Here is a 13369-nt window from a genome sequence, read left to right on the forward strand (position 1 = left end):
CCACATCCTTTGCATTTCGTGATACTGGATTAGTATACCATAACTCGGACACGGAAACAACAAAGGGCGCACGGTTTCAGGGTGGACAACTTTTCAACTAGCACCTGCAAAAAGCGAATAGAATTGAAGAGGTGCCGCCCGTGGCAGCACCTCTTCAGCGTTTCAGATCTTCCCGGCTCCGCGCCGTTCCATAGTATCTCCCATAGGGGTTTTCCAGCTCAGCGGCACGGGGCGGAGCGGGCGCGGCCGGCGGCTCCGGCGCGGGGGCCGGGCGGCGGGGCGCACCTTTTTCCCGGCGCAGGAGACGGAACCGCATCGGCTCACCCCTCCGCTTCCACGGTGGAGACTGCCCCGGCGGTCAGTGCCTGCCAGAGCTCCTCGCCGCCCGCAAGGTTCTCCTCGGTGCCGGTGTTCCAGGCCCCGCGCATCCCGACGTAGAAATCCGCGAGATAAGTCTGGCTGTCGCCGCCCTGGGCGTGGGTGGTGTCGGCCCGGTACTCGCCCAGGTCCAGCCCGGCCAGCACCGGGCAGTCCGTCCAGCGGTAGACCATGTTCCACCAGTCGCTGTCGCTTCCGGCCTCGGGCAGGGTGCCGTCCAGATACCGCAGGGAGCCGGTGCTCTCCTGAAAGCCTGCCGGGTCATACAGCAGGAACACCGAACTCAGGCCGCCCGCCACATCCGTGGCCAGCTTGGTGGTGCCCGCCATGGTCAGGTAGGCATCGCTCTCGGTCTGGGTATCCCCGGCAGAATAATCCAGCGTGTAGACATTCAGGGTCACGACCGTCTTGCCGTCACCGTTCAGGTCCTCGCCGTATCGGGCCAGCTGCTCCTGCAGGGCGGTCACGGTATCATCCGGCAGGTAGTAGGGGGCCACCACTGCCACATTATAATCGGGCTTGGTGGTAAAGAAATACTGCCCGATGAAGCTGTAAGCCACAAAAGCCGCTGCAATGCCGATCAGGAGGACCCACTTGAGGTTATAATCCCACCAGTTGGCCCAGCGCTCTTTGCGGGTATACTGTTTTTCCACCCGCGGGGCAAGGTCTGCGGGGTCGATGTCCCGCTCGTAACGATAGCTTGCCATAGTTCTCCTTACAGTTGGGCCAGAATGGTCTGGCGCACGGCATCGGGCAGCTGCTTCTGTTCAGCCTTGCTCATGCCTGCGGTCTGAATGGCGGGCAGGATGCGCACCCGGATATCGCCGGGCGTGGCCCGCAGGCCGTGGCCCTCAAACAGGCCCCGCGCACCGGAGATGGCCACCGGCACCACGGGCACCCCCGTCTTGATGGCAATGCGGAAGGCACCGGCCTTGAACTCGCCCGCGCCTCCCTCTTCGCCCTTGTAGCGGGTGCCCTCGGGGAAGATGACGAAGCTCCGGCCGCTCTCCACGATGGCGGTGGCATCGTTCAGGGCCTTGACGGAAGCGCGGATGTCATCCCGCTTGACGAACACACAGCCCAGCAGCTTCATCCAGCGGTTGAGCAGGGGGATCTTTTCCAGCTCCTCCTTTGCCAGAATGCCGTGGGGCGCGTCCAGCGCGGTCAGCAGGATGGGGATATCATAGTAGCTGCGGTGGTTGCCCACGAACACGCAGGGCCCCGCCGGGATATTCTTCTGCCCTTCCACCGTCATCCGGGCCCCCGTAACGCGCAGGATGCCCCGGCTCCAGCGGGGGATGTTGGCCTTGACGATCTGCTCCACCGTGTCCAGATCCCCGGCAGCCAGGGCACGCTCGGCCCGGCGCAGGGTGGCATAGTGCACGATCATATAGCCAAACAGATAAACGAATAACGCAATGGTGCGTAAAATGCTCAAATTCCTTTCCTCCTTCCGGCCCAAAAGGCCAGTATCATTGTAACATACTTTGGGACAAAATGGGAGAGAACACACTTTTTTTACAAATACGTGCTTTTTAGCTTGCAAAATCCACAAAATCCGGGTATATTTATAAGCAGAAAGGTAGCACAATGGCATTGCTGCCCATTACAAAAGAGAGGTATTCCGGAACAAATGGGTTTATTTCCTTCTTCTAAAGATTTCAAGGACGGGCCGGGCGTTGAAAAGGACACGCCCCGCAAAACGGGCGTAGGCCGCTTTTTTGAGCTGGTGGGCCGCGATATGAGCAGCATGTTCCTTGCAAACCTGCTCACCTGCATCGGCTTTCTGCCGGTGATCTGCCTGGTGTACATCGGCTTCCTGATGAACAACCTGACCGTAATGATCGTCAGCGCCATTGCGGGCGGCATCCTTGCAGGCCCCGCGCTGGCCGGCGTGTACGACACGGTGCTGCGCGCCCTGCGAGACGAGGCCGGTTACTGGTGGACAACCTACCGCCGGGCCTTCCGGCAGAACTTCAAGGCCAGCATCCTGCCCGGCATCCTGTACTGCGTGATCGTCACGGTGCAGATCTTCCTGGTCTATTTCTGCTTCAACATGCTGTACCACGGCACCAACGTGGGCGTTCCCATGTGGGTGGCCACGGTGCTGAACCTTGTGCTGTTCCACATGCTGTTTTCCTACATGTGGCCCCAGATCGTGCTGCTGGATCAGCCCCTGCGCCTGACGCTGAAAAACAGCCTGAACTGCATGATCGCGTTCCTGCCCCACGCGCTGGCCGCGGCGCTGGTCACCATCCTGTTCTGGGGTCTGGTGATCCTGTGCATGCCGCTGGGCCTGCTGCTGATGCTGGTGTTCGGCTTCTGGTTCCAGTGCGAGATCTGCTGCCAGATCGTCTACGGCGACCTGAACCGGGTGTTCCACATTGAGGAGAGCATCCAGAAGCTCCACGATGCCCAGCTGGAAAAGGAGCTGCGCGCCGAGCGCGGCGAGGATACCCCCGAAGAATAACACTGCGCCGTCCACAGCGCGCAAAGGAGAGAAGTGCGGATGGAACAACGGAACAATCTGGTGCTGCACGGCACCGAGACCTTCTCCCGGGGCGCACTGGACAATGTGGCGCTGGAAAGCGGCGCGGTGGTGCTGGATTCCTCCGCCGGCCGTTACCTGCCCTACGGCAGCTATACCACCCCGGAGTTCGCCATGCCGGCCTTCTGCAACCTGAATGTCAGCTGGAACGCCAGCGCCCCCCACAACACCATGGTCGAGGTGCGCTGCCGGGTCTATGCCGGGAACACCTGGACCGGCTGGCTCAGCTTTGGCAAGTGGGCACCGGATTACCCCCGCTGCAGCATCAAAGCCCAGAGCGAGGACGGGCTGGTGTTCCTGATGGGGGACACCGTCACCGTTGCCACACCGGGCGGCGGCACCGGCATCCAGCTGCAGGTGAACCTTTCCACCAACGATGACAAGGCGACCCCGGCTGTCCGGCTGCTGGCCGCTGCCGCACGCCCCCTTGCCTGGGAGAAGCACAACGGCCACCCGCTGAACCGGCGGCTCTACCTGCCGGAATATTGTCTGAGCGCCCACGACCCCAGCTTTGGCCGTGAGATGGACCTGCCCCTTGTGATGGCGGCCCTGATGAACCGCTACGGCGAGGATATCCTGCCCGAAGAAGTTGCCTACGCCATGGAGGACAAAGCCACCAGCTCCACCGGCAATGCCGCCTTTGCGGCTGCTGCGGCGGGCTGCTGCGGCTACCCCTGCTGGCAGGCCTGGATGGATCTGGCCGACCTGCGCTCCCAGATCCACGATGACTGCTCCATCGCAGTCCGGGTGGAGCGCCGCGTCCGGGGCCAGCGGGACCCCGTGGGGGTCTGGATGGGCCTGCGGGGCTTTGGGCACGATGATGCCGTTCTGGCGGATTTCGTGCTGCTGAACGACCCCACTGCCGACAGCGACGGTGCCGTGAACTGCACCATGGCGCTGTCGGATTTTATGCGATACTTCACGGGCCGGGCCATTGCCCTGCGGCCCAAGCAGCGGGAAGTGGCCGCTGATCTGCCCAACCGGGTGCGATGCGACCTGACCCGCGCCGAGAATGGCAGCTATTTCTTTGAGCAGCGGGGCCAGCAGGACCCGCTGCCGGAGGATTTTTCCGGCTGGGCGGCCTATGCCGTCCACGATGGCGTGGCCCACGCCACCACTGCCCACCGCACCTTCCGCCGGATGGAGCGCACGCCCGAGGGCGGGCTGCTCTTCCCGCCCGAACAGCTGGCCGCAGGCGGCCGCTGCAGCGTGTACGCGGTGGACCAGACCGGGCGGATGCGGGTTGCGGAAGTCCGTCTCCCCGCGCCCCCCAAGCCCGCGGCAGAGCCTGCCGCACCCCAACAGGACCCAAGCACCGTGCAGCCCGGCCTCTGAGCCGGCAGCGCAAAGCGCTTTTCGGGATAGAAACCACAACATAGGGAGGAACACATTATGGCAAAAACGATCATCACCATTGGACGTGAGTACTGCACCGGCGGCAACTACATCGCAGAGGATGTTGCAAACGCACTGGGCATCAAGCTCTACGACAAGGAGCTGATCACCATGGCCGCAAAGCACTCCGGCCTCTCGGAGGAAGCCGTAGCCGCCAGCGAAAAACGCCGCACCCACAGCCTGCTGTACAGCCTGTATACCATGGGCAACGAGCTCCCGCTGGGTGATCAGGTGTTCATCCTGCAGAGCCGCATCATCAAGCAGCTGGCTGAGGAAGGCCCCTGCGTCATTCTGGGCCGCTGCGGTGACTATGTGCTGCGGGAGCGCAAGGATGTGCTGCGCGTGTTCATCTACGCACCGGTGGAATGGCGGCGTGAGCTGGCCAAGACCGACCCGTTGGTCAAAGCACACGACGAGAAGGGCATCAAGGAAGAGATCGAAAAGACCGACCGCAACCGTGCTGCCTACTACAACTACTACACCCAGAACCGCTGGGGCGATGCCCACAACTATGATCTGGCCATCAACGCCGCCCTGGGCCGCGAGACCTGCGTCAAGATGATCCTGGACGCTGTCGCCGCCAAGGAAAAGACCATGGCCGAATGATCCCCGCCGGGCCGGACGGCCCAAAAAACAATGCTGCTTCGTGGGTAGGGTGCTTTTGTGCTCTGCCCACGTTTTGGGCAACGGCAACGACCACCGCCAGTGGCGGATGAAGGGAGGAGCCGTTGGCGCGGCGGTCAGCGAAACGCAGGTGCTGTTTACAGCACGAAGCGATCGCCGGACACCACAGGAGGGGCGGGACACCTCCCTCCTGTTCAAGCATAAACCCTCGTTTATCATTCAACGTCAAAAGGAGAAATCGTGGAAAACAAACAGCTCAATCTTTCCGAACCCGAAAACATCATGGGCACCATGGATGTCAACCCGCTGCTGATCAAGCTCAGCATCCCGATGATGATCTCCATGCTGGTGCAGGCACTGTACAACGTGGTGGACTCGATCTTTGTCGCCCGTGTCAGTGAGAACGCTCTGACCGCCGTCTCTCTGGCCTTTTCGCTGCAGAACATGATGTTCGCCGTGGGCATCGGCACCGGCGTGGGTGTCAACGCCCTGCTCTCCAAGAGCCTGGGCGAAAAGAACCAGTCCCGCGCCAACAAGACCGCCGAGAACGGCCTGTTCCTGGCGCTGTGCAGCTACCTGGTCTTTCTGGTGCTGGGCCTGACCGTTGTGCGCCCCTACTTCTACGCCCAGACCGCCGATGCCGACATCGCCGAGCAGGGCATCCGCTACCTGACCATCTGCTGCGTGCTCAGCCTGGGCATGTTCATGCAGGTGATGAACGAGAAACTGCTGGCCGCCACCAGCCGCACCACCCTGAGCATGATCAGCCAGCTGGTGGGTGCCATCGTCAACATCATCCTTGACCCCATCTTCATCTTTGGCTACTGCGGCGAGGCTCTGTCCGGCACCACCGGTGCAGCATTGGCCACCGTCATCGGCCAGTTCTGCGGCGCAGGGGTCTCCTTCTACCTCAACCTCCGCAAGAACCCCGATATCCAGCTGGATTTCAAGGGCTTCCGCCCCAGCGCCGAAGCCATCAAACGGATCTACGTTGTCGGCTTGCCCAGCATCGCCATGCAGTGCGTGGGCAGCGTGATGACCTTCCTGATGAACCAGATCCTCATGGCCTTTACCGCCACCGCCGTGGCCGTGTTCGGCGTTTACTTCAAGCTGCAGAGCTTCGTGTTTATGCCCATCTTTGGCATGAACAACGGCATGGTGCCCATCATCGGCTACAACTACGGTGCCCGCAAGCCCGACCGTGTCAAAAAGACCATCAAGTGCGCCATGTTCTATGCCGAGGCCATCATGCTGGTCGGCTTCCTGCTGTTCCAGTTCCTGCCCGACAAGCTGCTGGGCCTGTTCTCCGCCAGCGAGGCCATGCTGGCCATCGGCAAGCCTGCCCTGCGCATCATCTGCTTCCACTTCCTGCTGGCCGGCATGAGCATCATCCTGTCCTCCACCTTCCAGGCGCTGGGCAACGGCATGTTCAGCCTGATCATCTCGGTCTGCCGCCAGCTGGTGGTCCTGCTGCCCGCCGCCTGGCTGCTGAGTAAGACCGGCAATGTGAATATGGTGTGGTGGTCCTTCGTCATTGCAGAGCTGGTCAGTGTGACCCTGAGCTTTGTGTTCTTTGCCCGCCTGGACAAAAAGATCATCGAGCCCATGTACGACAACGCTGCCGCTGCACAGTAAACCGTTTCAAAACCTGTCCGACACAAGAAAGGAACGTGACCTTTTATGGCAAAGAAGTTGAAATGGAATCTGATCCTGATGAGCGTGCTCTACCTGGGGCTGGGCATCTTCCTGCTCATGCGGCCCTCCACCGCCCTCAACGTGGTCTGCTACGCCTTGGGCGGCGTGGTGCTGGTGTGCGCCGCCGTTCAGCTGGTGCGCTACTTTGCCGTGGAGCGCGGCATCTTTCAGAGCCAGCTCACCCTCATCTCGGGCATCATCTGCCTGGGCCTGGGCGCGTTCCTGATCCTCCGCAGCGACATCGTGGTGCGCATCCTGCCCATCGTGTTCGGCCTGTTCGTCATCTTCGACAGCCTGGGCCGCATCCAGAACGCTCTGGACCTGCGCCGCTGTGAGTACCCCAGCTGGAAGGGCTTCCTGCTGCTGCCGGTGCTCAGCGTGGTGCTGGGCGTGGTGATGATCCTGAACCCCTTCGGCACCATGGAGACGCTGGTCATGGCCATTGGCATCATCCTCATCATCGAGGGTGCCATCAACCTGCTCAGTGCCCTGTACACCGTGCTGGCCATCCGCCGCTTTGCCAAGCTCCACCCCGAGACCCAGTCCATGCTGGAATCCCTGACCGGTCAGGATCTGAACGGTGACGGCGTGATCGCCCCGGACATCGCCCCTGCCGACGTGGAAGCCTCCGCCGTGGAGCTGGATCATGTGGATGAGAGCGCGGAAGTGGAGCAGGAAGACATCAACGATTAACGGGCTCGCCCTCTCCGTCAGCGCTGACGCGCTGCCACCTCTCCCAAAGGGAGAGGCTTTCGCGATTCCCCGCAAGGTGAGTCGTTCTGCCAGAGGCTCCCCCTTTGGGGGAGCTGGACGCGAAGCGGCCTGAGAGGGCGAGGACGCTGCCAAAAGAGAGTATTCTAAATCTAATGCAAGGGAAATCAAAAACCATGGAAAAATACGATCTGATCATTGTGGGTGCCGGTCCGGCCGGCATCTTCACCGCTGTAGAGCTGCTGCGCCACGGCAGCAAGAAAAAGATCCTGCTGGTGGAAAAGGGCAAGCCGGTGGAAAAGCGCCACTGCCCCAAGGCCGAGCTGGGCCACTGCGTCAACTGCCGCCCCACCTGCGCCATCACCACCGGCTTCTCCGGTGCAGGCGCGTTCTCGGACGGCAAGCTGAGCCTCTCCTATGAGGTGGGCGGCGACCTGCCCAGCCTGATCGGCGAGGAGTTCGCACAGGAGCTCATCCATTACACCGATAAGATCTACCTCGAGTTCGGTGCCGACCCCCATGTGGAGGGCATCTACACCGGCGAGGACATCAAGGAGATCCGCAAGAACGCCATCCACGCCGGTCTGAAGCTGGTGGACTGCCCCATCCGTCATCTGGGCACCGAGAAGGCCCAGCAGCTGTATCTGGCCATCCAGAACTATCTGGCCGACAACGGCGTGGAGATGCTGTTCAGCACCGAGTGCGAGAACATCATCCTGGAGAACGAGGAGTGCAAGGGCGTGTTCATCAAGGGACCCAAGGACGAGGAAGCCTATGCTGTTTATGCCGATACTGTGGTCATCGGCACGGGCCGCCGCGGTGCCGACTGGCTGGAGAAGATCTGCGCCGAGCACCACATCGCCCACAAGCCCGGCACCGTTGACATCGGCGTGCGCGTGGAGTGCCGCAACGAGGTCATGGAAAAGGTGAACAAGGTGCTGTACGAGTCCAAACTCATCGGCTACCCCAAGCCCTGGAAGAACAAGGTGCGCACCTTCTGCCAGAATCCCGGCGGCTTTGTGGCTCAGGAGAACTACGACAACGACCTGGCCGTGGTCAATGGCCACAGCTTCAAGGAGAAGAAGAGCGAGAACACCAACCTTGCCATCCTCGTTTCCCACAACTTCACCGAGCCCTTCAATCAGCCCATCGCCTACGCCCAGAAGGTGGGCGAGCTGACCAACATGCTGGGCGCGGGCCACATCCTGGTCCAGCGCTACGGCGACATTCTGGACGGCAAGCGCACCTGGCCCAAGGAGCTGGCGCAATCCAACGTCAAGCCCACCCTGAAGGATGCCGTGGCCGGTGATATCACCGCCGCCATGCCTTACCGCGCCATGACCAACATCATTGAGTTCATCAAGATGCTGGATATGGTCGTGCCCGGCTTTGCCGCCAACGAGACCCTGCTTTACAGCCCCGAGCTGAAGTTCTACTCCAACAAGGTCAAGATGGACGAGAACCTCGACACCAACATCCGGGGCCTGCACTGCCTGGGTGACTCCTCCGGCTGGACCCGCGGCCTGATGATGGCCTCCGTCATGGGCGTGCTCATGGGCCGGAAGCTGGCCGAAAAAGAAGGGTGCTGATCGCGCCTTCCCGCCCCTTAAAACGCAAAAAGGACTGCTCCAGCGGAGCAGTCCTTTTTTCACTTTCAGCACCATGCATAAGAAAACCGCTGGATCCATTACGCCGCCCCCAACACACAGGCCGGTTCTGATGCACCCCGCGTCAAGAAATCTCGGTTTATTTTGGAATGATATGCATTTTCTTGCCAGATTCAATTGATTTTTCACCAAAAAATCGGTATACTATTCCCAGAGTACTGTGCGTTGTGCCCAATGCACAGCGCGCACAGGGAGGTATTGCTATGCACGATTCCCCGGGAAGCGTCATCACCCAGCTGTGCTCCGGGCTCCAGCTTTACAGCGCCGAACGGCGCATTGCGGACTGCATTCTTGCAGATGTAAAGTGGGCCTCGGTCGCCACCTCTGCGGAGCTTGCAAAGGCCAGCCACTCGTCCGAAGCCACGGTCACCCGGCTGTGCCACAAGCTCGGCTACGCAAATTATCGCAAATTCCAACTGGAGCTTGCGCGGGATGTACTGGAGCAGCAGGAAACGGAGGCCCGCAAAAGGCCCCCCAACGACCCGCTGCATCAGGCCCTGCTTGATCTTCAGAACAACCGTCAGGAGGAGGTTCAGGCCACCATTCAGGCCTTGAACCTTGTCCAGCTGAGAAAGGTACTGTCCATTCTGCGGGCGGCAGAGATCATTCAGATCGAAGCCAACAGCAGCAGCCTGCCCGTTGCCATGGATGCCTCACTCAAGCTGAGCAGTCTGGGCAAGCGCTGCACGATCAGCCCGGTGCCAGAAAAGGCAAAGTCTTTTTCTTCGGCACTGACCCCAAAAGATGCCCTGCTGCTCATTTCCAGTGCAGGCCGCTGCGTGACGTTGGAGACAGCCGCCCGTGCCGCCCGGAAGAACGGCACACCGGTCATCCTCATCACCTGCGACAAGCGCTCGGCGCTGGCAGGTCTCTCCAACTATACCCTGCTGGCCTCCAACCGCATCCAGCGCATTGCCAGCGATATGCTGCCGTCCCAGCTTTCGGCAGCGCTGGTGGTGGAGGTGCTCTACTACCTGCTGTTGGGCAATTTCGATCTGAATTAAGCGCAAAAAAGTCCCGGCCGTTCTGGTCGGGACTTTTTGCTGTGTTTAAGCGATCATGCGTTAAAAACGTACTTGTCCATGCGGTGGAACGCCTCCTCGATGCGGGAACGGGGAGAAGCCAGATTCATGCGCAGGTGGCAGGGGCCAAAGAACATGGTGCCGTCCTGGATGGCAGCGCCCACATCCCAGCAGGCGTGCTCCACATCCTCAATGGTCTTGCCGTGGGCCTTGCACCAGTCGGTGCAGTCCACGAACAGCATGTAGGTGCCCTGCGGCTTGGAGACGGTCACACCCTCGAAATGCTTCTCAATGTAATCGCAGGCAAAGTCGATGTTGCCGGTCAGCACCTCGCAGAGCTCGTCGGTCCACTCGTAGCCCTCGGGCTTGTAAGCACCGATCAGGGCGTGCATGGAGAGAACGTTCATCATGTTGTAGTGGCTCAGGCTGGACTCTTTTTCCATGCGGTCACGCCACCAGCTGTTGTAAACGATATGGTAGCTGCCCACCAGACCGGCCAGATTGAAGGTCTTGGAGGGTGCATAGAAAGCGGCGGTGCGCTGGCGGGCATCCTCGCTCACAGACTGGGTGGGGATGTGCTTGTTTCCGCTCAGGATGATGTCCGACCAGATCTCATCGGAGACCACGTACACATCGTACTTCTTGTACAGCTCCATGGCCTTTTCCAGCTCCCAGCGCTCCCACACACGGCCGCAGGGGTTGTGGGGATTGCACATGATGGCGGCATGGATCTTCTCCTCTTTCAGGTGCTTTTCCATGTCCTCAAAGTCCATCCGCCACACGCCGTTTTCGTCCTTGACCAGCGGGCTGTGGACAGCCTCGTAGCCGTTGTTCTTCAGGCTCATGGTGAAACCGATGTAGGTGGGGCTGTGGATCAGGATCTTGTCGCCCTTGGAGCAGACGCAGTTCAGGGCGCTGATCACGCCGCCCAGCACGCCGTTCTCGTAGCCGATGCACTCCTTGGTCAGGCCCTGCACGCCGTTGCGCTTTGCCTGCCACCGGATGATGGAATCGAAATATTCATCGGTGGGGTTGAAGTAGCCAAACGCGGGGTGGTTGGTGCGCTCGATGATGGCTTCCTGGATGGTGGGCACGGTGGGAAAGTTCATATCGGCCACCCACATGGGGATGGCGTCAAAGCCCTCCTTGGGGGCGGCGGGGGCAAAGCCGGTGCCAAGGCCATCCACTGCAATGGCATCCTTGCCGTGGCGGTCCATGATGGAAGTGAAATCGTATTTCATAGCGGTGCTCCTTCTCTCAAAATTTTTATCTGGCCCCACTTTAACACACTTTGCTGCCGGGCGCAAGCAGCCAGCACGTTTCCCCGGATATCGTGCGGAAAAATCACGAATTTTTACGGTAATTGCACGCAAAAAGCCGGTCGGCATACGCCGACCGGCTTTTTTATTGGTATTGACTTTCTGGATCAGCCCAGCATCTCGTGAGCGGTCTTGCAGATGGTCGCTGCATCCAGACCGTACAGCTTGAGCAGGTCCCATGCGGGGCCGGAGCAGCCGAACTTGTCCTGCACGCCCACGCGGCGGACAGGGGTGGGCAGCTTCTCGCTCAGGACGGCGCAGACGGCCTCGCCCAGGCCGCCGATGACGCTGTGCTCCTCGGCGGTGATGACCTTGCCGCACTCCTTGGCGGCCTTGAGGACGATCTCCTCGTCCAGAGGCTTGATGGTGTGGATGTTGATGACCCGGGCGTGGATGCCCTCGGCAGCCAGCTGCTCGGCAGCCAGGCGGGCCTCGTTGACCATCAGACCGGTGGCGATGATGGCAATGTCGCTGCCCTCGGTGATCTGCTCGCCCTTGCCCAGCTCAAAGTGGTAGGTAGCCTCATCGTGGAACACAGGCACAGCCAGACGGCCGAAGCGCAGGTAAACAGGGCCCTGCATGGCGTAAGCGGCACGCACAGCGGCGCGGGCCTCCACATCGTCTGCGGGGCAGATCACGGTCATGCCGGGCAGGCTGCGCATCAGGGCAAAGTCCTCGCAGCACTGGTGGGAAGCACCGTCCTCGCCCACAGAGATGCCGCCGTGGGTGGCACCGATCTTGACGTTCAGGCGGGGGTAGGCGATCGAGTTGCGGATCTGCTCAAAGGCACGGCCTGCGGCAAACATGGCAAAGCTGGAAACAAAGGGAACATAACCCATGGTGGCCAGACCTGCGGCCACACCCATCATGTTGCCCTCGGCAATGCCGCAGTCGAAGTGACGGTCCGGGTACGCCTTGCGGAACATGCCGGTCTTGGTGGCGGCAGCCAGGTCAGCGTCCAGCACCACCAGGTCGTCGTGGCCCTCAGCGGCCAGCTCTTTCAGGGTGTTGCCGTAGCTGTCACGGGTAGCGATCTTCTTCACTTCTGCCATCTTACTTGTCCTCCTCTTCCAGCGCGGCGTAAGCTGCATTCAGCTCCTGCATGGCCTGTGCGTATTCCTCGTCGTTGGGGCCCTTGCCGTGCCAGTCAACGGAGTTCTCCATAAAGGAAACGCCCTTGCCCTTGAGGGTATCCAGAATGATGCAGGTGGGCTTTTCGTTCTCAGCGTGGAAAGCGGCGATGGCGCTCTCAATGGCATCAAGATCATGGCCGTTGATGGTCAGCACGTTGAAGTTGAATGCCTTCAGCTTCTCCTCCAGCGGGGCGCTGTTCATCACGGTCTCGGTGGTGCCGTCGATCTGCAGATGGTTGCGGTCCAGCATAACGCAGAGGTTGGACAGGCCGTAGTGAGAAGCAAACATAAAGGCCTCCCAGCACTCGCCCTCTTCCACCTCGCCGTCACCCAGGATGGTGTAAACATTGATGGGCTTACCGGCGTGCTTGGCACCCAGTGCCATGCCGCAGGCGGCGCTCACGCCCTGACCCAGACTGCCGGTGGACATATCCACGCCCGGCACACTGTTCATGTTGGGGTGGCCCTGCAGGTAGCTGCCGATCTTGCGCAGGGTCTTGAGGTCCTCCACCGGGAAGAACCCACGCTCAGCCAGCGCGGCGTACAGCGCCGGGGCCGCATGGCCCTTGGAGAGCACCAGACGGTCGCGGTCAGGGTTCTTGGGATCCTTCGGATCCACCTTCATCTCTACGAAATAGAGGTACGCCAGCACCTCGGCGATATCCAGGCTGCCGCCCGGATGGCCGCACTTGGCGCTGTGAGTGCCCTCGATCACGCCCATGCGGATGTGGCAGGCGTGTTTTGCCAGGGTAAGTTTTTCTGCATTTGTCATCTTTGGTCCTCCCGTATGAACCTCAGCGTTTGCATCGGATATGATACGCACCCGGGCCGTACGCCCCGATGCGCTATTTCTCAAGTCTATATTATCTATTCTATG

13 protein-coding genes are annotated in these 13369 nt (G+C 60.8%); 7 read left to right on the forward strand and 6 right to left on the reverse strand.

Annotated features, from left to right (window positions below):
- Positions 1-154: 154 nt before the first annotated feature.
- Genes P0G09_RS10410 through P0G09_RS10420 form a run of 3 tightly spaced genes read right to left on the reverse strand, consistent with a single transcriptional unit; the run spans position 155 to position 1816 of the window.
- Positions 155-316, reverse strand: a complete 162-nt coding sequence (locus P0G09_RS10410) for a hypothetical protein (RefSeq protein WP_227622885.1) — start codon at positions 314-316, stop codon at positions 155-157.
- Between the two features lie 4 nt (positions 317-320).
- The gene (locus P0G09_RS10415) at positions 321-1085 is read right to left on the reverse strand and encodes a hypothetical protein (protein WP_275252621.1); all 765 of its coding nucleotides are present in this window, start codon (positions 1083-1085) and stop codon (positions 321-323) included.
- An 8-nt stretch (positions 1086-1093) separates the two neighbouring features.
- A complete protein-coding gene (locus tag P0G09_RS10420; RefSeq protein WP_154276838.1) occupies positions 1094-1816 on the reverse strand; it encodes a lysophospholipid acyltransferase family protein in 723 nt (240 codons plus the stop codon).
- 195 nt (positions 1817-2011) lie between these two features.
- Between P0G09_RS10420 and P0G09_RS10425 the strand changes: the two genes are divergently transcribed.
- From P0G09_RS10425 to P0G09_RS10455, 7 genes are all read left to right on the forward strand, one after another.
- On the forward strand, positions 2012-2848 hold the full coding sequence (locus P0G09_RS10425) for a DUF624 domain-containing protein (RefSeq protein ID WP_275252622.1): 837 nt from the start codon (positions 2012-2014) through the stop codon (positions 2846-2848).
- 39 nt (positions 2849-2887) lie between these two features.
- Positions 2888-4261, forward strand: coding sequence for a hypothetical protein (locus P0G09_RS10430; RefSeq protein ID WP_275252623.1), 1374 nt, complete (start codon positions 2888-2890; stop codon positions 4259-4261).
- Positions 4262-4318: 57 nt separating this feature from the next.
- Positions 4319-4927 (forward strand): cytidylate kinase-like family protein, encoded by a 609-nt coding sequence (locus P0G09_RS10435; RefSeq protein ID WP_097769755.1) that lies wholly within the window; start codon positions 4319-4321, stop codon positions 4925-4927.
- 258 nt (positions 4928-5185) lie between these two features.
- Positions 5186-6580 (forward strand): MATE family efflux transporter, encoded by a 1395-nt coding sequence (locus P0G09_RS10440; protein ID WP_005928464.1) that lies wholly within the window; start codon positions 5186-5188, stop codon positions 6578-6580.
- Between the two features lie 45 nt (positions 6581-6625).
- Positions 6626-7333, forward strand: a complete 708-nt coding sequence (locus P0G09_RS10445; RefSeq protein ID WP_227613409.1) for a DUF308 domain-containing protein — start codon at positions 6626-6628, stop codon at positions 7331-7333.
- A gap of 194 nt (positions 7334-7527) precedes the next feature.
- On the forward strand, positions 7528-8940 hold the full coding sequence (locus P0G09_RS10450) for an FAD-dependent protein (RefSeq protein ID WP_275252624.1): 1413 nt from the start codon (positions 7528-7530) through the stop codon (positions 8938-8940).
- Positions 8941-9221: 281 nt separating this feature from the next.
- A complete protein-coding gene (locus P0G09_RS10455; protein WP_275252625.1) occupies positions 9222-10022 on the forward strand; it encodes a MurR/RpiR family transcriptional regulator in 801 nt (266 codons plus the stop codon).
- A gap of 53 nt (positions 10023-10075) precedes the next feature.
- On the opposite strand, the gene P0G09_RS10460 is transcribed toward P0G09_RS10455, so the two are convergent.
- The 3 genes from P0G09_RS10460 to P0G09_RS10470 form a co-directional block, all read right to left on the reverse strand.
- Complete coding sequence (locus P0G09_RS10460; RefSeq protein ID WP_005928475.1) at positions 10076-11281, reverse strand: aminotransferase class I/II-fold pyridoxal phosphate-dependent enzyme; 1206 nt, start codon at positions 11279-11281, stop codon at positions 10076-10078.
- A 185-nt stretch (positions 11282-11466) separates the two neighbouring features.
- A complete protein-coding gene (locus P0G09_RS10465; RefSeq protein ID WP_097772995.1) occupies positions 11467-12411 on the reverse strand; it encodes a transketolase family protein in 945 nt (314 codons plus the stop codon).
- 1 nt (position 12412) lies between these two features.
- Positions 12413-13264, reverse strand: coding sequence for a transketolase (locus P0G09_RS10470; RefSeq protein WP_097772996.1), 852 nt, complete (start codon positions 13262-13264; stop codon positions 12413-12415).
- Positions 13265-13369: the final 105 nt, after the last annotated feature.

The sequence above is a fragment of the Faecalibacterium sp. DFI.5.82 genome, from assembly GCF_029076575.1.
Taxonomy (GTDB): Bacteria; Bacillota; Clostridia; order Oscillospirales; family Ruminococcaceae; genus Faecalibacterium; species Faecalibacterium duncaniae.

Excerpts from the sequence above, each read along its gene's own strand:
- P0G09_RS10470 (WP_097772996.1), bottom strand. The coding sequence starts at position 13,264 with ATGACAAATGCAGAAAAACTTACCCTGGCAAAACACGCCTGCCACATC.
- P0G09_RS10410 (WP_227622885.1), bottom strand. The coding sequence starts at position 316 with ATGCGGTTCCGTCTCCTGCGCCGGGAAAAAGGTGCGCCCCGCCGCCCG.
- P0G09_RS10445 (WP_227613409.1), top strand. The coding sequence starts at position 6,626 with ATGGCAAAGAAGTTGAAATGGAATCTGATCCTGATGAGCGTGCTCTAC.
- P0G09_RS10455 (WP_275252625.1), top strand. The coding sequence starts at position 9,222 with ATGCACGATTCCCCGGGAAGCGTCATCACCCAGCTGTGCTCCGGGCTC.
- P0G09_RS10425 (WP_275252622.1), top strand. The coding sequence starts at position 2,012 with ATGGGTTTATTTCCTTCTTCTAAAGATTTCAAGGACGGGCCGGGCGTT.
- P0G09_RS10415 (WP_275252621.1), bottom strand. The coding sequence starts at position 1,085 with ATGGCAAGCTATCGTTACGAGCGGGACATCGACCCCGCAGACCTTGCC.
- P0G09_RS10435 (WP_097769755.1), top strand. The coding sequence starts at position 4,319 with ATGGCAAAAACGATCATCACCATTGGACGTGAGTACTGCACCGGCGGC.
- P0G09_RS10430 (WP_275252623.1), top strand. The coding sequence starts at position 2,888 with ATGGAACAACGGAACAATCTGGTGCTGCACGGCACCGAGACCTTCTCC.
- P0G09_RS10465 (WP_097772995.1), bottom strand. The coding sequence starts at position 12,411 with ATGGCAGAAGTGAAGAAGATCGCTACCCGTGACAGCTACGGCAACACC.
- P0G09_RS10450 (WP_275252624.1), top strand. The coding sequence starts at position 7,528 with ATGGAAAAATACGATCTGATCATTGTGGGTGCCGGTCCGGCCGGCATC.
- P0G09_RS10460 (WP_005928475.1), bottom strand. The coding sequence starts at position 11,281 with ATGAAATACGATTTCACTTCCATCATGGACCGCCACGGCAAGGATGCC.